Source organism: Corynebacterium sp. HMSC078A10 (assembly GCF_001811565.1).
Lineage (GTDB): Bacteria > Actinomycetota > Actinomycetes > Mycobacteriales > Mycobacteriaceae > Corynebacterium > Corynebacterium hesseae.
The window spans coordinates 89211-113808 of sequence record NZ_KV805205.1; the positions used below are offsets into that span (position 1 = coordinate 89211).

Consider the following 24598-nt stretch of genomic DNA (forward strand, 5'->3'; position numbering starts at 1 on the left):
TCGATGCGGTCGAGGTGCCCGCGGCCGGTGGGTTTTTCCGGATCATCGTCATTGACCGCGTTGTGATACGCACACAGCGGCACCAAGTTGGCCATGTTTGTCGGCCCGCCATCTTGGAAGCGGGTGAGGTGATGAATCTGCGAGTCGTCGGCAGGCGCGTTGCACCCGGGCCAGGCACATGTCGGGTGCTCTGCAGACAGCGCGAGGCGCTGCTTTAAGTTGGCAAAGCGGCTCGCCATGTAGAGGTTCACGGGGCCGTGGTGAGGATGGACGAGGGTGATGAGGCCGACGTCGGCAAGCTTTTCGCGCACGAACTCCGCACCCGTCATCGTGGCCCCATTGGTCAGCTGCAGTTCAATCTCCTCACCATCACCGTCGACGATGCGGTCCAGCTCATCCAAGTGCACGATGACGTTGGACTGCAGCTTCTGGCCCGAGCCGCCCCCGCCGCGGAACACGGTATGCGCCGCGGTGAGCAAGTCCTTGTCGGTGGTCTTCAACACGGCCAGCAGCTTCGAGATGTTGAGCGAGGAATCCGTAATGCTCAGCGTGTGGTTGCGGCCCGCACGCCGCGTTACCCGCACGCCCGGCGCTGGGTCCTTGGGCGGGCGCCACTCTTTGAGCTTCGCCTTCGCCACCATGGGGATTTTCTCCCGCGGGGTGGCAGCCAGCAGTTGGCGCAACTCCCACGCCTTGCGGGCCTTGAGCTTGGAACAATAGCGCTCGATATCGAGGAGCGTGAACACGTCGTGGCCCGTGCGGCGCGCTTTGCGCTGCCGGGAGCGGAACATCGTGTCCCCGAAATACACCGCGTGCAGCCCCAGGAGCTTCTCCGCGAAATCCGGCCGCGCACCCATCTCAACCAGCTGCGCGCGCGTGACACCGGCGCATTGCTCGACCACGTCGAGCCCGCGCGCTAGTGCTTGAATGTAACCCCCCAGTTGCATAGCTCACAGCCTAAACCAGGTTGGGGAACCTCGCTACTTGAGCGCAGAAATCGCAGCGCAGAGCTTATCGACGTCCCCCTCTTCCGTCGACCACGCCGTACAAAAACGCACCACGCGCAGGCCTTCGTGTTCTTCGAAGAACTGGCACACGAAGTCCTGCGCGAGCTTCTCTTCCTGTTCGCGTGTCAACAGCGCGAATTGCTGGTTGGTGGGGGAGTCGAAGAGCATGTCGATGCCTGTGGTGCGGAATGCCTCGGCGATGCGCTGGGCTTGGGCATTGGCGCGGGCGCAGATGTGTTCGTAGAGGGTGGTTGCTGCTGCGCTATGTGCCTTAGCGTCTGGGGTAGTTGCGCTAGCGTCTGCGTAGGAAGCGTTGGTTCCGGGGAGCACATCGGCGGATTCAGGAGCGGGGGCGCTGAAGAGGGAGGCGAATTGCGCGCCCAGCAGCCAACCTTTGGCCAGCAGGCCGCCGTTTTGCTTCATCGCATTGCGAAAGCGCGGCGCACCCGCGGGGAAGACGATGGCTTCGCCGAAGAGGGCGCCGCATTTGGTGCCGCCGATGGTGAAGACGTCGACAAGCGCGGCAAGGTCCGGCAGGGTGATATCCGAAGCGGAGAGGCCATAGCCGAGGCGGGCGCCGTCGACAAACAGGCCCAACTCGTACTCGTCGCAGACCTCGCGCAGGGCCACGAGTTCGGCGCGGGAGTAGGCGGTGCCGAACTCGGTAGGCTGTGTGATGTAGACCAGTGCGGGCTCCGGCATGTGCTCTTCCACCCCGGAGGCGCGGTATTCCTCCATGCAGGCGCGCACCTGCGCGGCGGTGATCTTTCCCAGCTGCTTCGGCAGCGTGATGACCTTGTGCCCGGTGTGCTCGATGGCGCCCGTCTCGTGGGTGGCGATGTGCCCGCTATCCGCCGCGATAACGCCCTCCCAGGGGCGCAGGCGGTGGGCGATGATGGTGGCGTTGGCCTGCGTGCCACCGACCATGAAATGCACCTCAGCGTTCGGCGCTTGGCAGGCAGTGCGGATGCGCTCAGCGGCCGTGGCACAGAGCTCGTCGGCGCCATAGCCGGCATAAGCCCCATCCGCCTCCGCAATGGCTTCGAGGACGCGGGGGTGGGCTAAGCGGTGGTAGTCGTTGCCGAAGTGAATCATGGGTGGCCAGTTTAGCCGGTGACCGTGACCTCGCCGATGCCTGCGTCGATGTGAATGGTCAGCAGCGCGTCAGGGTCTTGGCGTTCGGTGCAGTTGCTCTCTCCCAGGCCGTCATCACAGGTCAGCGCGACGGGGATGTCCTTCGGGAGGATGACCTCGACGGCGCCGATGCCGGCGTCGACGGTGACGTCGTGCTTGGTTGTGAGGTCGTGGAGCTGGCTGAAGTCCACCGTCGATTCGCCGATGCCCAGGTCGTAGTAGTCCTCGAGTTCATCTTCATGGGTGGGCGCGATGTCTTGCTCACCGACGTTGAAGCGGGCGCTGAAGCCGGACTCGTCGGCCTCGGAGACGAAGGTGACTCCAAGGAAGGCAATCGTCAGGGCGGCGCCTACGGCACCGAGAGCAATCGCGCCCTCAACCCACTGCGAACCGCGCTTCTTTTTCGGTTCCTCCCGCGGGCCCGGCTCCGGCAGGTCCCAGGCATCGGGAACCACGCCGAGCGGATCCCAGGACGGTGGGGTCCTGCGGCCGGGCGGGAAGGGGTGGCCGCCCGCCGGGGTATAAGAATTGAGGTTGACAGGTTCCTCGCGCACCGGCTGTTCGGCGGCCAGCAGCCCGCTAGGGGGTAGCGGTTCGCGTTGGTGAAGGGCGTACCAGGCCAGCGCCAGCAGGCCGAAGGTCAGTGTAGCGGGCGGAAGGCCGGCGAGGAATTGCCCGCTGAGGAACAGTGGGCCGGAGCTAAACGTCAGAAGGACGCCGATAATCAGGATCCAACCGAGCTCTTGCTCCTCCTTGACGCCATCCTTGCCCAAGGCTGCATCGAGCGGGCAGTAGGGCGATCCGTAGCGCGGCATGAGCGCCCACGCGGCGAGGTAGGCGGCGATGCCCCCGCCGAAAGCGAGTGCTGCGACCACGAAGGCCACGCGCACAATTGTCGGATCGAGCTGGTAGCGCACCGCGATGCCTTCGCAGACACCGGCGAGCTGGGCGTCGCCGCCCTGCTTTTTGGGAAGGCGGACGGGGCGGGTTGTCCACATCTGGTTGAAAGTGCTGTTCTTCGTCATACTTTTATGGTGCCGCGCGGGGCTTCGCGGCGGTATCGGTAATCGCCCTGATTTTTAGACCTCAGGGTTGTCCCCGATGTGCCGGAGGGGTGGTGCGTGGGACTATGTCTAGTATGACTTCGCCCTATGTCCCCGCCGAGAACGCGGCGCCTTATCCCGTGATGTCACGCCCCCAATCTGGCCGCGTGGTGGCCGGCGTGGCAGCGGGGTTGGCGCAGAATCTGGGGGTTTCGGCGCTCTCCGCGCGCATCGCCTTGACCGCGTTGACCCTGCTGGGTGGGGTGGGGGCGATGGCCTATGCCGGGCTGTGGATCTTCACGCCCGCGCTTGACGACGCCCCCTCCACCCGCCGCAGCCCCCTCTCCCTCGTGCTGGTGTTCCTGGCGCTGGCGGGTAGTGCGGTGGGTGTGTTGGGGGTTTCGGGGGCGTCGCTAAGCGTGGCGGTGCCGTTGGCGGTGGTGGCCGTCGGCGCGGTGCTGGCGTGGTTGGCGTATGACCGCGGGCTGAACACGCCGGTGGGCCTGGTTGCTGTGGCGGCCGGTGCTGTCCTGGTCATCGGTGGTGTCGTGGTGGCGGCGGTGACGTGGGAGAGCGGATCGGGTTCGGCGATCCTGGCCACGGCGCTGACGCTGGTGGGCTTTGGTGCGTTGGTGGTGCCGCTGGTGCTGAAGCTCTGGCGTTCGCTGTCGCAGGAGCAGGCGGCCAAGGCGGTCTCGGAGGAGCGCGCCGAGATTGCCGCCCGCCTGCACGATTCGGTACTGCAGACGCTGGCGCTGATTCAGAAGCGGGCGGGGGATTCGCGTGAGGTGACGCGTTTGGCGCGCGCCCAAGAACGCGAGCTGCGCGCCTGGCTTTTCGACGCCCCCTCCGCCGCCCCCACCACCTGCTTCGGAGCCCTCGAAGCGGCGTGCGGGGAGGTGGAGGACCTCTTCGATATGCGGGTATCCGCTGTGACGGTGGGTGAGGATGCGGAGCTGACGGAGTCCGCGAAGTTGCTTATTCAGGCGGCGCGCGAGGCTATGGTCAATGCCGGCAAGCACGCGGGCGTGGACGCGGTGGATGTCTACGCGGAGTTGTTGGCGGGCGAGCTGAGTATCTTTGTGCGTGATCGCGGGGTGGGTTTCGACGTGGATGCTATTCCCGCTGATAGGCACGGGATTCGTGACAGTATTCGCGCGCGCGTAGAGGGATCTGGTGGGCGCGTGCGGATTTCCTCGACCCCGGGGGAGGGCACCGAGGTGGAGCTGGCGGTAGCGTTATGAGCATGGTGAAGGTCTTTTTGGTTGATGATCATTCCGTCTTCCGCGCGGGCGTGCGCGCCGAGTTGGCGGCGGCCCCGGAGATTGAGATCGTGGGCGATGCGGGCACCGTCGCGGAGGCGCTGGAGGGCATTGCGCGTACCTCCCCGGACGTGGTGCTTCTTGATGTCCACATGCCCGATGGCGGCGGCCTCGCCGTTATTAACGCGACGGCTAATCAGCCGGCGCGGCCGGTGTTTTTGGCGCTGAGCGTGTCGGATGCGGCGGAGGATGTGATTGCGCTGATTCGGGCGGGCGCGCGCGGCTACGTGACGAAGAATATTTCCGGCCCGGACCTGGCCGAGGCGGTGGTGCAGGTGCATAGCGGGGACGCATACTTTTCGCCGCGCCTGGCGGGCTTTGTCCTTGACGCTTTTGCCTCCGGATCGCCCGCACCGGAGCCGGAGGAGGGGCAAGACCCGGCGGTGGATGCGCTCACGCGCCGCGAGTTGGAGGTCTTGAGGCTGCTCGCGCGCGGCTATACGTACCGCGAGATTGGCAAGCAGCTGTTCATCTCGGTTAAGACGGTGGAAACGCACGCCTCCAATATTTTGCGCAAGACCCAGCAGTCCAACCGCCACCAGCTCACGCGCTGGGCCACCTCGCGCGACTTGGCTTAAGTCGCAGCCTAGGCAGGGGGAGCGTAGGCGAGCTTGCGGGAGCCGTCGACGTGGGGAAAGAGCAGGAAGGCCGCGCCCGCGACGAGCGCCCACACCAGCGCGCTGCCCCAGGCAGGTAGTGCGAGGAGCGGGGAGAGCATAACCATCAACCACAGCACCATGAGGGGAATAAGCTGTGCGGCGTTGGGCAGCATGGTGACGTTGTGGCGCTGGGCATAATCGCGCAGGTCCGCGCGGTAGGGGTGCAGGAATACGAGCGCGCAGGCGGCGATGAGGAGAAGCAGGCTGAGCCCCATGGCGAGCCCGAAGTGGATGCGGCTGGTGCCTGCCGCCACGGCGGCACCAGCCAGCAGCGAGGCGCCGAGGCGTACCCACGGCGGAGTGGGGATTGGGGTGGTGTGCGCGCGGAGGGGATTCATGGCGCCTAACGCTACCAGCGCAATTGCGCGTGTCCGGGGAGAGGTTCATAATAGGAGCCATGAATCAAACAGGTGTTCGCGTAGCGGGCGGCTCACGGGCCGACCAGATTGCGGTTCTACGCGCCCAGATTCAACGCCTGGAAACCCCGGATGATTCGGTGCAGGTGCAGCCGGATGCGGAACTTCTTGGCGTCCCTGAAAAGTTATCTGAGCTGCTCCCGGGTGGTGGTCTGCCGCGTAAACGGGCAACCGCCTGCGCGGAATGCGCCGCGCTCGTGGTGGAGCTGATAACTCATGTTAGCGCGGTGGGCGGACACGTCGGGGTAGTGGGCTGGCCGGATCTATTACTCGCACAAGTGGCCGAGGATGGTGATGTCTCCCGGGTCATCACGGTGCCCGACCCGGGCGCGGAGCCCTGGGCGGTAACTAGCGTGCTGTGTGAGGGGCTGGACCTCGTCGTGCACAAGGGGACAGGTGCGCTGAGTCCCACCCGGGCGCGCCCCGTGCTGGCGAAGGTGCGGGCAGGGCAGGCGGCCCTGCTCACCGTGGGGACCCGGCTGCCGGGCACGGCCGTGGAGATCGGTGCGGAGGTCGTCGCGGTGCATGGCTTGGGCCGGGGCAGCGGGCGGATTCGGGGGGTTGATATAGGGGTGCGGGTGGCGTCGGCAAGCATGCGCCCGCGGCGTGGAGTGCTCACGTGCGGGCAGCGACCAGACACGCGCCCGCACTTGGAGGCAGTGTGAGGGTCGCGGCGCTGTGGTTCCCGGATTGGCCCATCCAGGCGCTGCAGGATGCCGAGAGGGCGGCGTGTGTCATCGCCGCCCAGCACCGCGTGGCGGTGTGCAACGCGGCGGCGCGCCGGGCGGGGGTGCGCCGCGGGATGCGCGTGCGCCAAGCCCAAGCCGTCCTGCCGGAGTTGCGCGTGGAGGAGGCCAACCCGGACCGGGACGGGGTGGTGTTCGCGGAGATTGCCGCGGGCCTGGACGCGGTGGCTTCGTCGGTGGAGGTGCTGCGCCCTGGGCTGGTCATCGTGGACGCGGGCGCGGCCGGGCGTTTCCACGGCAGTGAGGCGAAGGCGGTGGAGATGCTTGTCGACGCCACCTCCAGATCCCACCTCGACGCCACTGTCGGCGTCGCGGACGAGATTGCTACCGCGCTGATTGCCGCCCGCCACCGCAACCTGGGCGCGGTGGTGCCGGTAGGAGGGTCGCGCGACTTTCTGGCTAAGCAGCCGGTGGGTGTGCTGGCGGCGGAAGTGGCGCTGGGCTGTGCGGCGGACGTGGTTCATTCTTTAGAGCAGCTGGGTGTGCGCACCTTAGGGGAGCTGGCGAGCCTGCCGCTGCGCCAAGTCACCACCCGTTTCGGTGAGGCCGGGCGGCGGTGCCACGCGGTGGCCGCGGCTGCGCCGGATCGGCGCGTGGCACCGGAACTCGCGCGCCCTGACCTGGGCGTGGAGCAGGGCTTCGAGGAGCCCTTGGAGCGCGTGGATGCCGCGGCCTTCGCCGCGCGTCAGCTGGCGGCTCGCCTCCACGCGGCTCTCGAGGAGGCCGGCGTGGTGTGCCTGCGCCTGCGCGTTGCCGCGGAGTTTGAGGGCGGTGAGCGCCTGGAGCGGATCTGGCGTACCCAGGAAGCGCTCAGCGAGGCCGCCACGGCGGATCGTGTGCGCTGGCAGCTCGACGGCTGGCTGAGTACTGCGCGGGCTGGGAGTGCGCCGGGTGAGGGAGGGGGCATCGCCAAGCTGGCGTTGGAACCGGTGGAGGTCGCCCCGCCGGGGGACGGGCTTTTGTGGGGCGCGGGTGAATCCGCCGAGCAGGCTAAGCGTGTCATCGCGCGCGTGCAATCCCAGCTGGGGGTGGATCGCGTGCTGCAGCCCCGCCCGGCGGCCGGGCGGGGGGTGGCCGAGCGCATCGAGTACGTCCCTTATGGCGAGCAGCGCGACCCGCAGCCGGAGGGCACGTGGCCGGGGCGCATCCCGGCGCCGCTTCCGGCGAGCCTGGCGCACCCGGCTGCGCGGATTCGGCTTATCGACGTCTCCTCGAAGGACATCATCGTCACCGCCGAGGCCCTCCTTTCCGGGGCTCCAGCAGGTCTGGGGTGGGGCCAGCACCGCTACCGGGTGACTGGGTGGGCCGGCCCGTGGCCCGTGGATACCGGGTGGTGGGAGGCGGGTGCGGCGCAGCGCTGCGCGCGTCTGCAAGTCGTCGGGGAAAACGACAAAGGCCAGCGCGCCTGGTTGCTGGTGTGGGCAGGCGGGCGCTGGTCGGTGGAGGCAACCTATGCCTGAACGGCTTAGTTCAAGATGTCGATGACCAGGCGCGTCGGCCCCCTGAGCACCTGGACCGAATACGGGTGGCGTTCATTAAGCCCGATAACGAACTGCGAGCGGGCCTCGAAGGTGCCGCTGCTGACCACCTGGGTAACCAGCCCGCCGGCGCCCTTTACAGTGCCGATGTTCGGGTCTTCCATGTTGAGCTGGAAGGGGTAGGCGGTGCCGTCGATGCTGACGTCGAGCGCGGCGGAGCCTTCATAAGCAATCGGGTTGCCGGAGCCTTGCTGGGCGGGGGAATCGGTGTAATCGATGAACCAGCCCGGCGAACCATCCCCGACAAACTCGAAGACTACGCGGTCAAAGCCCTCGTGTTTACCCACGCGGACATCGGTCACCACCAGCTCCGAGGGGGCCGGTGGGCGGAGGGTTTTCATCTCCAGGTTGGCGTCCCCCAGCGGGGTCAGCCCAGCCGGTGCGGCGGGGGAGGGGGCAGTGGGAGTAACGGTAGCCGTGGAGGTGGAGGCGCCGGACAGGGTGGCGTCGAGAGTCTTCGTGGGGCCGTCGGGGCTGCCGTCCGGGGAGGAAGACGGAGCGCATCCCTGAAGCGCGAGCGCACCCGAGACAACGAGTGCGGCCACTGGGGCGGCTGTGCGCAAGAGACTGTGTTTCGGCATGGTTTCGAGCGTAGTGGCACTACGGGGAATTATATGCATCGAGCTAGGCATCGTAACCACATTGTTGTGAAGAAAGTGATGCCAGTTAAGATGGCGCCATGACCTTCTGCTCCGACGTCCAGGTCGAGCCCCTGGCCGGTACCGCAAAACAAGAATCTGTGTACGTCCTTTTTGAGTGGCCCACGGCGTGGTCTCGCGACGTGCTTGACGGACGTACCTTTGACCCCGGCTTGACTGCGAAGCTCAAGGCCAAGCTCAAGGGCGTGGCGGGCCTACAGCTCATTCGCCGCCCGGGGCGCGCCGGGCATGAACGGAGGACGGGGCACTTCCGTTGTTTCGTCGTGTGGGCGCGCGAGGGGCTGGTGCAGGATTACACCCTGAACGGCCCGGAGGACATTCTTGACCTGGATCTTGAGCATCCCACCGGCACGTGCCTGCCGCTGGTGCTCGTGTGCACCCACGCCAAGCGCGATGCCTGCTGCGCCATCAAGGGGCGCCCGCTGGCTGCCTCCCTGGCATGCGAATTTGAGGAGACCGTGTGGGAAACCTCCCACACCAAAGGCCACCGCTTCGCGCCGTCGGTGCTGCTGATGCCGTGGGGCTATTCCTTTGGCCGCCTCAACGTGGAGGCCGGCCGTGAACTCGTGGGCAAGGCGCTGCACGGCGAGTATTTCTACCCCGCCAACCGTGGCTCCGGCCTCACCACGCCCCGGGGCCAGGTAGCGGAGCTCGCGGTGGCACGCCAGCTTCTCGACGCCTCCGAGACCCTCCACTACGGCGACCTCACCGTCGACGCGACAGATACCGCAGCGGCAGGTACTGCCGCTGTGCGACACCGCGACGGCCGCGCATGGGACGTGGAGCTGGAAGAAAAAGAGGCCTCCGGCGTTGTCTCCTCCTGCGGAGACAAACCGAAGACCTCTCGAATCTACGTCGCGCGTCGCGTCGAAAAGCGCAGCGTATAGATAGGGGTTGGCGTGGTTAGCGGCGCATAATCTTGGCCGAAAGCCAGTTGCCAAAGAACTGCGCTGCCTGCACCAGCACGATGATGATGAGGGTAGCCACCACGGTGACCTCCCACTCGAAGGCGCGGTAGCCGTAGACGATGGCGAAGTCACCCAAGCCACCGCCGCCGACGTAGCCCGCCATCGCGGACATGTCGACGATGCCGATGAACAGGAAGGTGTAGCCCAACACCAGCGGGCCCAGTGCCTCCGGAATGATGATCGTGGTGATGATTTTCCACGGCGAAGCGCCCATCGCGCGGGCCGCCTCAATCACGCCCGGATCCAGCGCCACGAGGTTCTGCTCCACGATGCGCGCCACCGCGAAGGTAGCCGCAATCACCATGACGAACGTGGCCGGTTCACGGCCGATGGAGCTTCCCAGCACCGCCACCGTCAGCGGCTGGACAAAGGCCAGCAGGATGATGAACGGGATCGGGCGAATGAAGTTCACCAGAATGTTGATGACGAAGTGAATGGGCTTGTTCTGCAGGATGCCGCCCGGGCGCGTGGTGTAGAGCAGAATGCCCAGCACGAGGCCGATGATGCCCGCAAGCACCAGGGTCGTGGCGACCATGATGAGGGTGTCCTTGATGGCGTCGACAAGCGTACTGCCCAGTCGGTCCCAATTGGCCTGCGCGAGGTAGGTGACGTTCATCGTTGAATCTCCTCAATCTCGGTGGTGCGTTGCATGTGTGCGTAAAAGTCTTCGATGGCGGCGTCCGGGCCGTTGAGGCGGACGGTGATCTTGCCAAAGGAGTGCTTCTGCAAGGTGGTGATACCGCCGTGGACCACGGCGATGGACACGCCCTCGTCCGCGAGTTTGCCCGCGGCATCGAAGAAGCCGGACTTCTCCGTCAGGTTGATGGTGAACAGGCGGCCCTCGTGGGCCAAGAGGTCATCGGCCTCGACGACGTCCGGGGTGTTGCGCAGCGAGGTGGCCACGAATTTCTCCGCCACCTTGGTTCGGGGATTGGAGAAGACCTCATAGACACTGCCGGACTCAATAACGTGGCCGCCTTCCATGACGGCGACCTTGTCTGCGATGGAGCGCACGACGTCCATCTCGTGGGTAATGACCACGATGGTGATGCCGAAATCGCGGTTGACCTTGCGCAGAAGGTCGAGAACCTCATGGGTGGTGGTGGGGTCGAGCGCTGAGGTGGCTTCATCCGCCAGCAGCAGGGAAGGGTTATTAGCCAGGGCGCGGGCGATGCCGACGCGCTGTTTCTGGCCGCCAGAGAGCTGCTCCGGGTAGTTATCGCCCTTGTCCGCCAGGCCGACGAATTCCAGCAGTTCCTGGACGCGCTTTTTACGCTCCTGCTTCTCGACGCCCTGCAGCTTCAGCGGGTACTCAATATTGCCCGCCGCGGTGCGCGAGGACATGAGGTTGAACTGCTGGAAGATCATGCCGATGTTGCGGCGAATGCCCCGCAACTTGGATTCGGGGAGGGGGACGACGTCGGTGCCGTCGAGAAGCAGCTGCCCTGAGGTCGGCTTATCGAGGCCGTTGATCATGCGCACCAGCGTGGACTTGCCCGCGCCGGAGAAGCCGATGATGCCGATGATCTCACCGGGCTCGACGGTCAGGGAGACATTATCGAGTGCGGTGGTGGTGGTTTTCTTGTTTTTAAAGACTTTGGTGATGTTGCGGAATTCAATCCGGGTGCCCTGGTGGGCGCCAGTGTGTTCAGTCACGTGGTTTTCCTTTGTACGTGTCCGTGTAGTGAATAAGCAGGGAGTAACGGGCAAAATCCCCCGGGTCACGCAAACGAGCGTGAGCGCGGGGGAGGGGGAGATTTGCTTAGCTAGAGGAGGCTTCCTCTTCCAAGCGCTCCAGAATCTCCTGAAGCTCTGACTGGGGTTTATCCACGAAGATGGTGGTGCCACCCGTGGTGTCTTGCACCGCGGCCTTCACCTCATCAGAGAGGTAGAGTTCAGCTAGCTTCTTGACCTTCTCATTGTCCTTGTCCTTTTCCTGCACAGCCCACACGTTGACGTAGGGGTCGAACAGGATCTTCGGGTCGGCGTTGGGGTTTTCCGGGTCGTCGTAAAGCACGGCGTCGGCCGGGTTGATACCCGCTCGCTTGAAGAAGGAGTTGGTGATGATGGCGGGCTTGCCCTCGCCGAAGGCGGACGGAGTCTGGGAGGCATCGACCGGGGTGATGGTCACCTTGGAAGCGGACTCGTCGATATCGGCGGGATCCGGGGTGAGCTTGTCCTCTTCCTTGAGCTTCAGCAAACCGTTGGCTGCCAGCAGGTTGATGGCGCGGCCCTGGTTCGTGGCGTCATTCGGAATGGCGATGTCCTGCCCCTCGATGCCGTCGATGCTGTCGTGGCCCTTCCAGAACAGAGGCATGGGGTAGACCTGCGTGGACGCAACCGGGACAAGGTTTGTGCCGTTGCCCACGTTGTACTCGGCGAGGAACTTTAAGTGCTGGAACTTGTTGGTGTCCGTGCTCCCCTCAGCCAATGACTGGTTGGGGGTGGCGTAGTCGGTAAAGCTCTTCATCTCGATCTCGATGCCTTCTTGAGCAGCGAGTTCTTTGAGCACGCCCCACTCCGGAAGCTCGGCGTCGGTGGTGCCGATGATGATGGGATCCTCGGCGGTACCAGCGGCGAAATCGGAGCTTGCAGACGAGCAGGCGACCAAGCTGGTAGCGGCAGCGAGACTAGCTACAGCGGCTGCTACGAGACGGCGGATGCGCATGATTCGTCCTTTGCTAGTTAGTCAGTGAAGGCTGCTTAAACCTGCTCCTCGAGGCGGTCCAGAATCTCCTGGAGCTCCTCCTGGGAGCGGTCCACGGCCACGGCGGTGTCGCCGGAGGACTTCAGGACCGCGTCGGTGACCTTCTGGTCCTTCCACAGCTTGGCCAGCTCGTGGAGGGTTTCGTTATCGGCGTCGTCGGCACGCACGGCCCAGACGTTGATGTAAGGCTCGGCCTCGGTGGAGTCCGGGTCATCCTGAGCAACGGCAGACTGCGGGTCAATGCCGGCGCGCTCGAGGAAGGAGTTGTTGATAACGGCAGGCTTGCCCTCGCCGTAGGCGGCCGGGGTCTGGGCGGCGTCCACCGGGGTGACCTTGACCTTGGACTTCTTCTCATCGATGTCCAGCGGGGTCGGGGTCAGCGGGCTGCCCTCCTTGAGGGTGACCAGGCCTTCCTGGACCAGCAGGCCGATGGCGCGGCCCTGGTTGGTGGAGTCGTTCGGGATGGCGACTTCCTGGCCCTCGACGTCACCGAGGTCCTTGTGGTCCTTCCAGTAGATGGCCAGCGGGTAGATCTCGGTAGCTGCCAGCGGGACGAGGTCGGTGCCGTTGCCCTTGTTGTATTCAGCCAGGAACTTCAGGTGCTGGAACTTGTTGGTCGTCAGCTTGCCCTGGTCCAGAGCCTGGTTCGGGGTGTTGTAGTCGGCGAAGTTTTCCAGTTTGACGTCGAAGCCGGCCTCCTTGGCCAGGTCCTGGAATACGGCCCACTCTTCCATGTTGGCGTCGGTGGTGCCGATGGTGATGGTGGAGTCCTTGGTAATGGCCTCACCGGAGTTCTCGGACTCGGCGGAGTCCGAGGAGCAAGCAACCAGGCCGGTTGCAGCGATGAAGGCTGCCGAGGTGGCAGCAAGTACGCGACGGATGCTCATAGTGGGTTCCTAGTGTCCCTTCTTGGTTTGTGCGGCAAGTCGTATCACCGCAGGAGTATGCACTGCACGAAAAACTAGCAACGATTGAACCGCTTTGTCTATCCGAGTATTTGTTCAACGAAAACCTTGACTGGAATACATGTTCGAATATAGTGTGTGGGGCTATGAGATTCAATGGGGGTGAGGCGCTGCCGTGGTCCCGGGTGGAGAGGATTCTCTCTGGCCGTCCGGGGCCCATCCCGGTACCGGTGAACCACCTTCCGGGGGCGGCGGAGGAGCCGGAGGCCGGGCATTCCGCCGTGCCTTTCGCGGAGCTGCATGCGGTGAGCTCGTATAGCTTCCTCCACGGCGCCTCCGAGCCGGAGGAGCTGGTGGCGCGCGCCGTCGAGCTGGGCTTGCGGGGGATTGCACTGGTAGATAGGGATGGATTCTATGGCCTCATGAAATTTGCGGAGGCCGCCGCCAAGGTGGGGCTGCCCGCAGTCTTTGGGGCGGAGCTCAGTCTCGACCCGGCCCCCCTGACCGTTCTGGCTCGCGCCCCGGAGGGCTATCGGCGTTTATCCCGGCTCATCTCCCGCGCGCACATGGAGGCGGGGGAGAAGGGGGCTGTGTCCTATCCTTCCCTGGCGGAGATTGGTGCGCAGTTGCAGGATGAATGCCTGTTCCTGGTGGGCTGGGAGTGGGCTGAGCATTTCGATCTTCTGGTCGATGGAATAAAAATAGACAGCATGGTTCTGGAGTATGCCTGTACCCAGCTCCCGGAGGACACGGACCACCACCTACTGCTGGATTCCTTGCCGGTTTCGCGCGCCATCGCTTCTACCCGCCCAGCTGCCGCCACGCGGCAACACGCGCGGCTGGCCGGCGCGAAAGAAGCCTTGTCTAGACGCCTCGCGCTTGTCGACGCCTCCCCCAACTCCCACCCCATGGGCTCGTCCTGGCTGCGCTCCGGGGAACAGATGGCGCAGCTGTTTCCGGAGCGCCCCGAGCTCATCGCGGAAACCGTCCGCGTCCTTGAGGAATGCAGCTTCACCTGGGAGGCGCTGGCCCCGAGCCTGCCTGATTTCGACGTGCCGGAAGGCCATACCGAGATGTCCTGGCTAGAACACCTCACCTTCGAGCGCGCGGCAGCGCGCTATGCCACGCGGCCTAAGGAGATTCGGGAGCGGGCGTGGGAGCAGATGCGGTATGAGCTGGGCGTCGTTAAGCAGCTAGGCTTTCCCGGTTACTTCCTCATCGTGTGTGATCTCGTGGATTTTTGTAAACGGGAGAACATCCTGTGCCAGGGGCGGGGCTCGGCGGCGAATTCGGCGGTGTGCTTCGCGCTGGGGATTACGAATGCGGAGCCGATTTCCGCGGGCCTACTTTTTGAGCGCTTCCTCTCCCCGGACCGCGATGGCCCGCCGGATATTGACATCGATATTGAATCGGGGCGGCGCGAGGAGGTCATTCAGTACGTCTACGCCAAGCATGGCCGCGAGCGCGCCGCGCAGGTGGCCAACGTGATTACGTACCGCCGCAAAGGCGCGCTGCGGGATGCCGCCCGCGCGTTGGGCTACCCGCAGGGTTCGGCCGATGCCTGGTCGAAGGGGATCGCGCCCGCGCCTTCGGACGTTGAATCCTTGGCCGAGCAGTTTATAGGGCAGCCGCGCCACCTGGGCATTCACTCCGGCGGCATGGTGCTGTGCGACCGGCCAATTGCGGATGTCGTGCCCGTGGAATGGGCGCGCATGGAAAACCGCTCGGTGCTGCAGTGGGATAAGGATGATTGTGCCGCGGCCGGGCTGGTGAAGTTCGACCTGCTGGGCCTGGGCATGCTCGAAGCCCTGCATCACATGATGGACTTGGTGGAGGAAAGCACCGGCAGGGTGGTCAACCTGTGGGAGCTGGACCTGGCTGACCCGGAAGTCTATGACATGCTCTGCCGCGCGGATGCGGTGGGTGTGTTCCAGGTGGAATCGCGCGCGCAGCTGAGCACGCTGCCGAGGCTCAAGCCGCGGGTCTTCTTCGACCTCGTGGTGGAGGTCGCGCTCATCCGCCCGGGTCCCATTCAGGGCGGGTCGGTGCACCCCTACCTGCGCCGCCGCGATGGCAAGGAGCCGGTGACCTATGACCACCCGGTGCTGGAGAAGTCCCTGGGCAAGACGCTGGGGATTCCGCTCTTTCAGGAACAGCTCATGCAGATTGCGGTCGATGCCGCTGGGTTCAGCGGCGCGGAGGCGGATGACTTGCGGCGCGCGATGGGCTCGAAGCGCTCGCCAGCCAAGATGGCGGCGCTCAAGCAGCGCTTTTATGAGGGCTTGGAAAAGACCAACGGGATCGTTGGGGAAGTGGCGGACAAGTTGTGGGCCAAGATCGTGGCCTTCGCCGCCTACGGATTCCCGGAGTCCCACTCGCAGTCTTTCGCCTCCTTGGTGTACTTTTCGGCGTGGTTTAAGCGCTATTACCCGGCGCAGTTTTGCGTTGGCTTGTTGCGCGCGCAGCCGATGGGTTTCTACTCACCGCAGTCCCTCATCCAGGATGCGCGCCGCCACGGCGTGGAGGTGTTGCCGGTCAGCGTCAACGAGTCGGGCCGCGAGGCGCGCGTGGTGGTGGGCGCGGACGGTCAAGCGCGCATCCGCCTGGGGCTTAACCTCATCAAGGGGTTGGGGGATAAGGCCGCCGACCGCATTGAGGCGGCTGCGCCGTTTGGCGACGTCCCCGATCTCTCCCGCCGCGCCGACCTCACCGTCGATCACGTGGAAGCCCTCGCGGTGGCGGGGGCCTTGGACGTCTTTGGGGTGGATCGCCGCCAAGCGCTGTGGCAGGCGGGCGTGGCCGCAACGGAACGGGCGGGGATGCTGCCGGGGCTGTCTGCGATTGAGGCGCCGTCCTTGCCGGGGATGAGCGCTTTTGAGCTCATGGCGGCGGACGTGGCCAGCACCGGCGTAACCCACAACCAGCAGCCGATGGAGCAGGTGCGTGGGGAATTGCAGGCCCGCGGCATCCTATCGGCGGCGGATTTGCCGGGCGTGGAGGACGGCACTCGCGTGCGCATCGCCGGGGTGGTCACGCACCGCCAGCGCCCGCAGACAGCGGGCGGGGTGGTCTTCTTCGGTTTGGAGGATGAGACCGGGCTGATGAACGTGATGGTTACGCCCGGCCTGTGGGCCTGGGATAAAGTCACCGCGCGGACAGCGCCCGCGCTCATCGTGCGCGGCATCGTGCAGAATGCCTCCGGGGCGGTCACGGTTGCTGCGGACCAGCTGGAGCCGCTGGCCTTCGGTGAGGCCCTTTCGCGCGGCTCGCGGGATTTCCGCTAAGAGGTTTATTCCTTTGAGATGAGCTCGTCGCGGTTCATCTTTCCCGCCAGGGAACGGGCCACCGAGAATGGCACCCACACCATGAGCAGCAGGATGATCTTGAGGTAGAGCTGGGACACGAACACGCCGTCCATGATGGGCATGGTTCGGGCACCCCAGGCGATAAGGCCAGTCACTGGCAGCAAGATGACGAGTGCTGCGAGGGAGAACTTGAGGCCGTCGTCGCGGGCTTCGACGTGCTGCTGCATTTGGTACTCATCGAGCTCCGTCGTGGGCAGGTCTGCGGCACCTATCGCTCCGCGCAGGCGGGCGGTCAGCAGCGCGGTGAGCAGCGTTCCGAGGCAGGCCACCATGAGTGAGGTAAAGGAGTCCCAGAACTGCAGGGGGAGGGACAGGATGATGAGGCAGGAGGAGAGATCGGCCAGGGTGATGTAGCGCTTGCGGGTCTTAACGGAATCGGGAATGGTGACGGCGGACATGAGCGAGTTAGTCCTTTCGGTAGATTTCGGAGGACATGGGAGTGAATTCGGTCCGGGAGAACACGGCTTCCACGGGTAAGTCAAAGACCTCGCAGATATTGAAGGCGAGATCCAGGCTTGGGGAGTGGTCGCCGCGCTCAAGTGCGCCGATGGTTTGGGGGTTGACCCCGATGGTGTCGGCAAGCTGTGCGCGCGTCATGTCCCGTTCAACGCGAAGCACGCGGACCCGGTTAAATAGTGGGCGGGTTGGCTTTTTCTTTGGGGACATGCACCACAGTGTTGTATAAACCCAACAACTTGTCAAGGGTTCATGTTAGTGTGTTGGCATGAACCCCGTATCCCCGTCACTCACGAAAGCCCGCTACATCACGAATTTGAGCTGGGACATTATCCTCGCCGCCCTCGCTGCCGCCGCAGCGTATTTCTGGTGGGATTGGCTCTATTGGGTCGCCGGCACGTTTCTCGTGTGGGCGCTCTACGAACTGTGGCTCATCCCCGCACAGGTCAAAAACTTAGGCTGGCAGGAAACCGCCGACGAACTACTGGTCACCCGCGGAAAAATCTGGCACACCTTCACCGTCGTGCCCTACGGCCGCATCCAGTTCGTCGACGTCACCGCCGGCCCCGTCGAGCGGGCGATGGGGCTGAAAAAGGTGAAACTGCACACGGCGTCGCCCAGCAGCGACGCCACCATCCCCGGCCTCCTTGCTGCCGACGCCGACGCCCTGCGCGAGCGCCTCGCCGTCAAGGCCCGCGAGAGGATGAGTGGGCTGTGAAGGACCGCGCGCTTATCGACGCCGACGGCTACACCCGCGTCCACCGCCTTACCCCGCTGTTGCGTTTTTGGTCGCTGATTCTGGCGCTGGTGGCCGTTCTCGCGGTGAACGTCAACGCCTCCATGGTGTCGGATGTCCTGTCCTACGTGCAGGGTGGACACTTGGGCGAGGTCGGCCGCGGCACCCTGCTGGGCATCGGTGCCTTCGTGCTGGTGTGCACGGTGATTTGGCTCGTCTCCGGAATTTGGTGGCGCAAGCTCGGCTACAAGCTCACCGAGGATGAAGTCGCGCTGCGCCACGGCGTCATCTCAACGTCTTTCCGTTCCGCGCGCTACGAGCGTATCCAGGCGGTGGATGTCGTGGAATCCATCATCGCGCGCCTATTGGGCTTGGCCGCAGTCCGTGTGGAGACCGCGGGCGGTAACGCCTCTGTAATCAAGATTGAGTACCTCCCCAAGGCGAAAGCAGAAGAGCTGCGCGCGGAGCTGCTGCGGCGCACAAATAAGGGGTCTGCCAGTGAGCCAGCGCCGGAAACTCCCGCCGCCTTGATTCCGGAGATTCCCATCCTGCGCACGATTGCCGCTGAGGCTTTGCGCCTGCCCACGTTGGTTACCGCACTCGTCATCGGCGGCCTGCTCTTCCTCCCCGGGATGTGGACCGCGCTGCTGCCTATCATCGTGGGCTTCGTGGGGCGGGTGTGGAGTCTGGTGGATTCCTCGTGGACGTTCACCGCGCTTCACGACGCCCCCGCCAACGCCCTCAACGTCTCCTACGGTCTTGCCGACCGCCGCCGCCAAACCATCCGCATCAGCCGCATCCACGGCGTTCGGGTGAGCCAGCCTTTCCTGTGGAGGCGCTTCGGCTGGTACGAGGTGCACGTCTCGGTGGCCGGGTATGGCGCGAAGGGCGGCGGCAAGCAGTCAGGTTCCACGCGCATCCTGCCGGTGGGCACCCGGGAGCAGGCGCTGGAGTTGCTAGCCCTCATCTCCGATCTAGACCGCGCGCAGATTGAGGACTATGCGCGCCCCGAAGGTCACACCCAGCCCACTTATACCTCCCCGCGCCGGGCGACGTGGATCAGCCCCATCGACCGCAAACAGCAGTCGGTGACGCTCGTGGATTCCCCGCTTCCCGTGACCATCGTGCATCGCGGCCGCATCAACCGCCGCGTCATGGTGATTGGCACCCCGCACATCCAGGAGCTCACGCTGAAGGTGGGGCCGTTGGGTCACCTCGCGGGCGTGCGTACCGTGCGCTTCGACCTCGTGGCGGGCCCAGTCAAGATGGCCGGCCAGGACCTCACGCCTGCCGACGCCTCCGCGCTCCTCACCCGCCTGCGTTCCCGCCGCCTCCCCGCCCTCGAGTCGGCGCCAGCCCCTAGCGGCGACGAAGCTTAAGCAGCACCGGTCCGCGGGTGCTGCTGGGGCCGGCACACGCCGAGGCCGCCGAACAAGACCCGCATCCGCCCGCGGGGCAGGAGCCGAGCGGTTCCATATCGAGAACCCCGCTGGCGGTGAGGTGGTCCAGGATGAGGTCCACCGTGCCGGGTTCCAGCCCGGTCTGCGCCGCGATGGCTACGCGCGAGCGCACACCGGATTCGATGGCTTGCTGCACGGCGTGAATGGGCGAGGCGGACACTAGATAAACACCCTCAGAATCTGGAAGGCCGCCACTGCCAGCACCCACGCGGTGGCCAGCTGAATGCCGAAACCGAAGAGCGTCCAGCGCCAGCCAATCTCGCGGCGCTGCGCGGCAATCGTGGCCACGCAGGGTGTGTAGGCCAGCAGGAAGAGCATGTAGGCCCACACCGCGGCGAGGGGATGGCCACCGGAGGCGCGGTTGAAATCTTGACGCACATGGTCACTGAGCGCGCTGTGGGATTGTTCCTCCGCGGAGGCGTCGGTGACGTCGTCGACGGCGTAGGTCTGCGCCCATGTCGAAATCAGCGCCTCCTTGGCCACGAAACCCGTGACCAGCGGACCAGCCAGGGACCACGAGTCGAAACCAGCCGGGGCAAAGGCCGGGGCGATGGTGCGCGAGACCGCGCCGTAGGCGGAATCCTCCGGTGCTGGTGGCTCGCCCAAGGTAGTCTCGTGCACCGCGGCCCCAACCGGGATGGCCATGAGCAGCCACACCACGACCACGGTGGTCACGATGATGCCACCGGCGGTTTGCAGGAAGCCTTTCAACCGCGTCCACATCACGCTCAGCGCTAGGCGCACGGTGGGCAGCTGGTACGTTGGCAAGTCAATAACCAGCGCTTCCTCAGGCACCGCGCGCCACAGCGTCTTTCGCAGCGCCAAGCCAACGAGCACGAGCAGCGCGATGGAAATGACGTACATGATGAACACCACGCTGCCGGCGTGCTCTGGGAAGAACGTGGCCGAAAGCATGACGAAGACCACCAAGCGCGCCGAGCACGAGGTAAACGGGATGAGCAGCGCCGTCATAATGCGATGCCGCGGGCTGCCCAGCACGCGCGTGGCCGAAATCGCCGGCACGTTGCAGCCAAAGCCCACGACAATCGGGATAAAAGCCTTACCTGGCAGGCCGATGGCCCGCATAAGACGATCTGTGACCACCGCCGCACGCGCCATGTAGCCGGAATCCTCCAACACCGCCAAACACAAAAACATCAGCGCCATGAGCGGGGCGAAGGTGAGGACCATGCCGACGCCGCCGATGAGGCCGTCGACAAGCAAGCCCGTAACGAGGGGGTGACCTAAGCCGATGGCTTCAAGCCCCGCCCGCGCCCAATCGCTCAAGGGGCCGGAGACCAACGCCTCCAGGCCATCCTGGAGGGGAGCGGCCACCGTGGTGGTGATCTGGAAGACCAGCCACATCACGGCCAGGAACAGCAGCGGCCCCACGACCGGGTGAAGGGCTACCGCATCGAGGCGGTGGGAGAGTGGCGTGGCATGCTCGACCTCGCTCACCGAGGCCTTCGCCGCCGCATCCAGCTCCGCGAAGCGGCCCTCCAGGCCGGTGTCCTCGCGCAGCTGCACCGGGTGGTGCGCCAAAGACTCCACGACGGCCTCGCGCAGCTTCTCGACGCCCTCTCTCTTACGCCCATCAACCTCCACCACCGGGATGGAGGTGGCCTCGGTGAGTGCAGCAGCGTCAACCACTTGACCCTGGTTGAGGGCCACGTCGGTCTTCGTCAGCGCGATGATGAGGCGATAGGGCTGCTCCGCCAACTGGAGGGCCACGTTGAGGCCGCGCGCGACGGCGCTGGCATCGACGACCACGACGACGGCGTCGGGGCGCTCATCATCGGGGCAATCGATGAGCATGGCGCGGGTGAGCGCCTCATCGGGGCTGAGCGGATCGAGCGAGTAGGTGCCGGGGAAGTCGATGAGATCGGCGGTGGATTCACCCAGCTTCCACGCACCGCGGCTGACCTCAACGGTGGTTCCCGGCCAATTGCCGGTCTGCGCCTTCGCGCCGGTCAGAGCATTAAAGAGCGTGGACTTGCCGGAATTCGGGGAGCCGACGAGCGCGATGATGGGTGCTCCGGCAGGAGCTACCGCGCCGCCCGGATCGCCGTGACAGCTGGGTTTCGTGGTGGCCATGATTTAAACCTCGATGGCTTGCAGCGTTGTCTTGTCGATGGCATAGCGGCAGCTGCCCACCGACACAACGCGTGCGCCACCGGCCACGCGCGGGCCCATGGTCAACGTGGCGCCGGGGCGGATGCCCAGCTCACCGAGGCGCACCGCTAGTGCGGCATCGCACGTGCAGGAAATGCACTCGTTTCCCAAGGTGATGGTGCACCCCATGGGGATGGCGTCAGCAGTTTGCCGTGGGCACCCAGACAACTTCACGGTGAGCTCTCTTCCTCTCAAAGCGTTACCGTTATAGGTTACCCTAAGCAAATATAGGCTTGTCTAGTTTTTCGCCGCTTTCGGTTAGGTGATCCTCACCACGCGGCGCTCGGGGGCGCCGCGTTTCATATGTGCTGCCTGAATTAGTTGGTCCAGCTGCTCACCTGGCGTAGCTTCTGGCGGTTCTTCAGCCGCGACTGGCCCAGTTTGCGGGACATGCGGTCCAGAATCTGGATGGCCTCCGTGATGTGAGGGCCCTTGTTGAGCATGACGCACTCCGCGCGCAGCGCATAGCCCGCGTCCGTGATTTCCGCGCGGGAGGGAAGCCCCGTCTTGGCCAGGGTCTCCAGCACCTGCGTGGCCATGATGACCGGGATGTGGGCCGCCTCCGCGACCTTCATGATGCGCCCTGGAACCTGGACCATTTCCTCGAATCCCAACTCCACGGCCAAGTCACCGCGCGCAATCATGATGCCGAACTTGGCATGCCGCATGCCCTCCAGCAACACGCTTCCCAGCTGCTCATAGGCCGGCACCGTCTCAATCTTGAGCACGATGCCCAGGTCACGCACGCGCTGCGCCATCTCCTCGGACTCCTGCTCGGCGGCAATCTCCTCGAGCGTGTCATAGAGGAAGGCCACATCAGCTGGAGTGCGGATGAAGGAAACCGCTGCGATATCGCAGTGCGTGGCCACAAAACGCAGCGCTTCGATGTCTTCCTCGGTGAGGCTGGGCAGCGGGACGTCAGTATCTGGCAGGTTGATTCCCTTATATGCGGCCAGGTTGGTGCCGGTGGGCCCGGCGTGCTCCACGGTGATGACAGCCTCGCGCTCAGCGCCGTTGTCCCGCACCTCGCGGACGCGGCCGGAGATTGCGCCATCATCGAAAATCACCCGGTGACCCACCTCCAGCGCACCGACCACCTCCGGCAGCGTGCACCCAATGGTGGTCACCTCGCCCTCAACGATGCGCGCCGGCTCCTGCGAAGTGCTCAGCACCAACTCCTCGCCGCGGTGCAGGCGAATCTTCTGCTTCAGGGCCGGAACTCCATGCACCTGCGTGGTGTCCCCGCCGTGGCTCAACACCGTTCCCTCGGCGAGGTAGCAGTTGCGGTCACCGTGCAGCACCGCCACGCCTGCTTCCGCGCTCTCCACGGTGAACACACGCGAGCGCCCGCGCGCTTCCGTGAAGCGCACCTCGCTGCCGGGGTGCAGTCGCGCCAACCACTCACCATCCACCTCCAGCGCTACCGCCGGGCGGGCCGCGCTTGGCGACGCCTCCCCCGCCACCCCGTGGGCGCGGGCGGTGGTGGGGGCGTCGTGAAGCACGAGCGTTGCCGGGCTCAGCAGCTCACCTGCCGCGGTGCGCTCGCCGCGCACGCGAATGACCTGCGGACCCGGCTCGATGCTGCCGGTGCGGACCTTGGGGCCAGCAATATCGCAGGAAATCAGGATCTCGCGCCCCACCTCCTCGGCGGCGCGGTGGACGTGTGCCACCATCTTCTGCCAGGCATCCTGGCCATCGTGGGCGCAGTTGATGCGGGCTAGTTCCATGCCCGCGCGGGCGAAACCGAGGACCAGCTCATAGTCATCTGCGGCCTCGGTGGGAAGGGTCACCATGATGCGCGCGTGGGTGTCCTCCTGGGTGGGGCCGAGGAGGGCTTCGGTGTTGGCATCGAGGATATCGTCCGCGTCCGCATAGGCCGTGGCAATCGGCTGCACGGGATAGGTCGCCGCCTGGCCATCGAAGGCGTCGAGCACGTTGCGCGCGGCGTGGAGGCGCTCGAGCACTGCGGGCTCCGGGTGGCTGAGGCTCGTGGCGCCCAACGCGGTGAGGCCTTCCTGGATTTCGACGGCGTCCTGGGAACGCAATTCCATGTAGCGCACGAGGTTGACCGCGCCGGGGCGGTGGACGGGATCCACGCGCGCGATCTGCGCGGCGTGCGCGGCAGACGAAGCTTCGACGCGGGTAGTGAGGGAATCAAGAAGTGGGCGCAGGCTAGGCAAGGTTTCTCCTTTGTTGTGAAAGTCCACCCACATTGTGCCGCGACTTGTTAGACCGCGCCACGGAAGCGTTAGAGCTATCCGTGGATGGTCAGCCCCCAGTGATTAATGGCGCTGCCGATCTCCATGGCGCCTACGCGGGTCTTGTTGTTATCGCTGACGTTCGAGTTGACCCCGAGTGCCCACATACCGGAATTGTTGGCAGCAAAGACGGCTCCACCCGAATCGCCACGATCGGTGATACTACGAAAATAGAAAAGTCCACCATTTCCGAAGTCTTCAAACTCTCCGCACGAGTACCCGGTCGTTGCGCCGAGCCGACAAATCATCATGTTTCTTTGCTGAGCTTCCTGTGGAGTGATCCACCCTTGCATTGGCAGATCAAGTGGGAGGGAGGAGGTATAGCGGGCGTCTCCGAGGAGTTCAATGAGGCCGATGTCAGTGCCGTAGATGCCTCCGTGGGCGTCCTCTTGGAGGTAAGACTCGACCATTTCTCCTACATACGCCCAATTATTCTGGGCATCCTGAACGTAAAACTGGTCACCCAGTTTGCCGCAGTGTCCCGCGGTGATAATGAATAAACGCTCTCCCCGGGAAGCGAGAAAACCTGTCGAGCACATGCTATTTCTCGTCTCGTTAAAAATCCTTCCGCCGGGGACGATTTCACCTGGCTGTTTTAACCATTCCCAGTCAACAGAGTTGTGATAATAAATGCCTCTGTTGTCATCGCGGCCGCGCTGTCCGGAAGAATCGTTGCCTGGGTCGATCGCGGCCCGCTGAACTGGTGGCTCTGCCAAGGTTTGTTGCTGGCTGGTCGTTACGGTGCTAGTAGAAATTGAGCCGCTGTTCGTCGCGGATGTCGAAACAGGAGCTGCAAGAATCTCAGATATTTCTGCGCCAGCGGAGTTTTCCTTGGTGCTTTCCGAGTTCGCTGTGGGCCCGGCATCTGTGTCAGAACAGCTGGAAATCAGCACGGCGGCACTGAGGACCGCGAGCAGACGGCACCGGCGGCTAAGAGAAGGGGCGGTGGTGAAGAGAGACATACAGAAACTTTCGGTAGCGAGGGCAGGAAACAAGCAGGCTGTTCACAGCTAATGGCAGTGTAGGTCAGGCCCAATGTTCCTCGCG

General features: G+C 64.8%; 24 protein-coding genes. 8 read left to right on the forward strand and 16 right to left on the reverse strand.

Annotated features, from left to right (window positions below):
- The 3 genes from HMPREF2808_RS06575 to HMPREF2808_RS06585 form a co-directional block, all read right to left on the reverse strand.
- A partial coding sequence (locus HMPREF2808_RS06575; protein WP_070624288.1) for an HNH endonuclease signature motif containing protein occupies positions 1-947 on the reverse strand: 947 nt, incomplete at its 3' end.
- Positions 948-980: 33 nt separating this feature from the next.
- On the reverse strand, positions 981-2102 hold the full coding sequence (locus HMPREF2808_RS06580) for a threonine aldolase family protein (RefSeq protein WP_070624289.1): 1122 nt from the start codon (positions 2100-2102) through the stop codon (positions 981-983).
- A gap of 11 nt (positions 2103-2113) precedes the next feature.
- Positions 2114-3166, reverse strand: a complete 1053-nt coding sequence (locus HMPREF2808_RS06585) for a PspC domain-containing protein (protein ID WP_070624290.1) — start codon at positions 3164-3166, stop codon at positions 2114-2116.
- A gap of 113 nt (positions 3167-3279) precedes the next feature.
- Between HMPREF2808_RS06585 and HMPREF2808_RS06590 the strand changes: the two genes are divergently transcribed.
- Complete coding sequence (locus tag HMPREF2808_RS06590) at positions 3280-4428, forward strand: ATP-binding protein (RefSeq protein ID WP_210386959.1); 1149 nt, start codon at positions 3280-3282, stop codon at positions 4426-4428.
- Positions 4429-4430: 2 nt separating this feature from the next.
- Positions 4431-5084: a response regulator gene (locus HMPREF2808_RS06595; RefSeq protein WP_029158950.1), complete on the forward strand. Its 654-nt coding sequence runs from the start codon at positions 4431-4433 to the stop codon at positions 5082-5084.
- 8 nt (positions 5085-5092) lie between these two features.
- Here the strand turns inward: HMPREF2808_RS06595 and HMPREF2808_RS06600 are convergent, their stop codons facing one another.
- The gene (locus HMPREF2808_RS06600; RefSeq protein ID WP_070530729.1) at positions 5093-5503 is read right to left on the reverse strand and encodes a hypothetical protein; all 411 of its coding nucleotides are present in this window, start codon (positions 5501-5503) and stop codon (positions 5093-5095) included.
- 59 nt (positions 5504-5562) lie between these two features.
- Between HMPREF2808_RS06600 and HMPREF2808_RS06605 the strand changes: the two genes are divergently transcribed.
- A complete protein-coding gene (locus tag HMPREF2808_RS06605) occupies positions 5563-6246 on the forward strand; it encodes a hypothetical protein (protein WP_070624292.1) in 684 nt (227 codons plus the stop codon).
- Positions 6243-7787, forward strand: a complete 1545-nt coding sequence (locus HMPREF2808_RS06610) for a DNA polymerase Y family protein (protein ID WP_070563800.1) — start codon at positions 6243-6245, stop codon at positions 7785-7787. The genes HMPREF2808_RS06605 and HMPREF2808_RS06610 overlap by 4 nt, the downstream gene beginning before the upstream one ends.
- 5 nt (positions 7788-7792) lie before the next feature.
- Here the strand turns inward: HMPREF2808_RS06610 and HMPREF2808_RS06615 are convergent, their stop codons facing one another.
- Positions 7793-8446: an AMIN-like domain-containing (lipo)protein gene (locus HMPREF2808_RS06615; protein WP_070624293.1), complete on the reverse strand. Its 654-nt coding sequence runs from the start codon at positions 8444-8446 to the stop codon at positions 7793-7795.
- 98 nt (positions 8447-8544) lie between these two features.
- Here HMPREF2808_RS06615 and HMPREF2808_RS06620 point away from each other — a divergent pair, with 98 nt between their 5' ends.
- Positions 8545-9411 carry a sucrase ferredoxin gene (locus HMPREF2808_RS06620; RefSeq protein ID WP_070530721.1) on the forward strand — a complete coding sequence of 289 codons (867 nt, stop codon included), beginning with the start codon at positions 8545-8547 and terminating at the stop codon, positions 9409-9411.
- 16 nt (positions 9412-9427) lie between these two features.
- Here the strand turns inward: HMPREF2808_RS06620 and HMPREF2808_RS06625 are convergent, their stop codons facing one another.
- From HMPREF2808_RS06625 to HMPREF2808_RS06640, 4 genes are all read right to left on the reverse strand, one after another.
- A complete protein-coding gene (locus HMPREF2808_RS06625) occupies positions 9428-10108 on the reverse strand; it encodes a methionine ABC transporter permease (protein ID WP_070530719.1) in 681 nt (226 codons plus the stop codon).
- Positions 10105-11148 carry a methionine ABC transporter ATP-binding protein gene (locus tag HMPREF2808_RS06630; RefSeq protein WP_070530716.1) on the reverse strand — a complete coding sequence of 348 codons (1044 nt, stop codon included), beginning with the start codon at positions 11146-11148 and terminating at the stop codon, positions 10105-10107. The genes HMPREF2808_RS06625 and HMPREF2808_RS06630 overlap by 4 nt, the downstream gene beginning before the upstream one ends.
- A 106-nt stretch (positions 11149-11254) precedes the next feature.
- On the reverse strand, positions 11255-12160 hold the full coding sequence (locus HMPREF2808_RS06635) for a MetQ/NlpA family ABC transporter substrate-binding protein (RefSeq protein WP_070624294.1): 906 nt from the start codon (positions 12158-12160) through the stop codon (positions 11255-11257).
- 35 nt (positions 12161-12195) lie between these two features.
- Positions 12196-13086, reverse strand: a complete 891-nt coding sequence (locus HMPREF2808_RS06640; protein WP_070624295.1) for a MetQ/NlpA family ABC transporter substrate-binding protein — start codon at positions 13084-13086, stop codon at positions 12196-12198.
- Between the two features lie 164 nt (positions 13087-13250).
- Here HMPREF2808_RS06640 and HMPREF2808_RS06645 point away from each other — a divergent pair, with 164 nt between their 5' ends.
- A complete protein-coding gene (locus HMPREF2808_RS06645) occupies positions 13251-16388 on the forward strand; it encodes an error-prone DNA polymerase (protein WP_070624296.1) in 3138 nt (1045 codons plus the stop codon).
- A gap of 5 nt (positions 16389-16393) precedes the next feature.
- On the opposite strand, the gene HMPREF2808_RS06650 is transcribed toward HMPREF2808_RS06645, so the two are convergent.
- Complete coding sequence (locus HMPREF2808_RS06650; protein ID WP_070521473.1) at positions 16394-16867, reverse strand: hypothetical protein; 474 nt, start codon at positions 16865-16867, stop codon at positions 16394-16396.
- A 7-nt stretch (positions 16868-16874) separates the two neighbouring features.
- Positions 16875-17135: a helix-turn-helix transcriptional regulator gene (locus tag HMPREF2808_RS06655; protein WP_070530708.1), complete on the reverse strand. Its 261-nt coding sequence runs from the start codon at positions 17133-17135 to the stop codon at positions 16875-16877.
- A gap of 58 nt (positions 17136-17193) precedes the next feature.
- Between HMPREF2808_RS06655 and HMPREF2808_RS06660 the strand changes: the two genes are divergently transcribed.
- Together HMPREF2808_RS06660 and HMPREF2808_RS06665 are read left to right on the forward strand one after the other, a co-directional pair.
- Positions 17194-17643, forward strand: coding sequence for a PH domain-containing protein (locus tag HMPREF2808_RS06660; RefSeq protein ID WP_070530705.1), 450 nt, complete (start codon positions 17194-17196; stop codon positions 17641-17643).
- The gene (locus HMPREF2808_RS06665) at positions 17640-19040 is read left to right on the forward strand and encodes a PH domain-containing protein (protein ID WP_070624297.1); all 1401 of its coding nucleotides are present in this window, start codon (positions 17640-17642) and stop codon (positions 19038-19040) included. The genes HMPREF2808_RS06660 and HMPREF2808_RS06665 overlap by 4 nt, the downstream gene beginning before the upstream one ends.
- Here the strand turns inward: HMPREF2808_RS06665 and HMPREF2808_RS06670 are convergent.
- The 5 genes from HMPREF2808_RS06670 to HMPREF2808_RS13335 all read right to left on the reverse strand — a co-directional run bounded on the left by HMPREF2808_RS06670 (position 19021) and on the right by HMPREF2808_RS13335 (position 24513).
- A complete protein-coding gene (locus HMPREF2808_RS06670) occupies positions 19021-19329 on the reverse strand; it encodes a FeoC-like transcriptional regulator (protein WP_246818526.1) in 309 nt (102 codons plus the stop codon). The genes HMPREF2808_RS06665 and HMPREF2808_RS06670 overlap by 20 nt on opposite strands.
- Positions 19281-21215 (reverse strand): ferrous iron transport protein B, encoded by a 1935-nt coding sequence (gene feoB / locus HMPREF2808_RS06675; RefSeq protein ID WP_070624299.1) that lies wholly within the window; start codon positions 21213-21215, stop codon positions 19281-19283. The genes HMPREF2808_RS06670 and feoB overlap by 49 nt, the downstream gene beginning before the upstream one ends.
- 3 nt (positions 21216-21218) lie before the next feature.
- Positions 21219-21467, reverse strand: coding sequence for a FeoA family protein (locus tag HMPREF2808_RS06680; protein WP_070563834.1), 249 nt, complete (start codon positions 21465-21467; stop codon positions 21219-21221).
- Positions 21468-21610: 143 nt separating this feature from the next.
- Positions 21611-23473, reverse strand: coding sequence for a pyruvate kinase (locus HMPREF2808_RS06685; protein WP_083309040.1), 1863 nt, complete (start codon positions 23471-23473; stop codon positions 21611-21613).
- A 74-nt stretch (positions 23474-23547) separates the two neighbouring features.
- Entirely contained in the window at positions 23548-24513 is a 966-nt protein-coding gene (locus HMPREF2808_RS13335) for a S1 family peptidase (RefSeq protein ID WP_141752585.1), read from the reverse strand.
- Positions 24514-24598 lie beyond the last annotated feature (85 nt).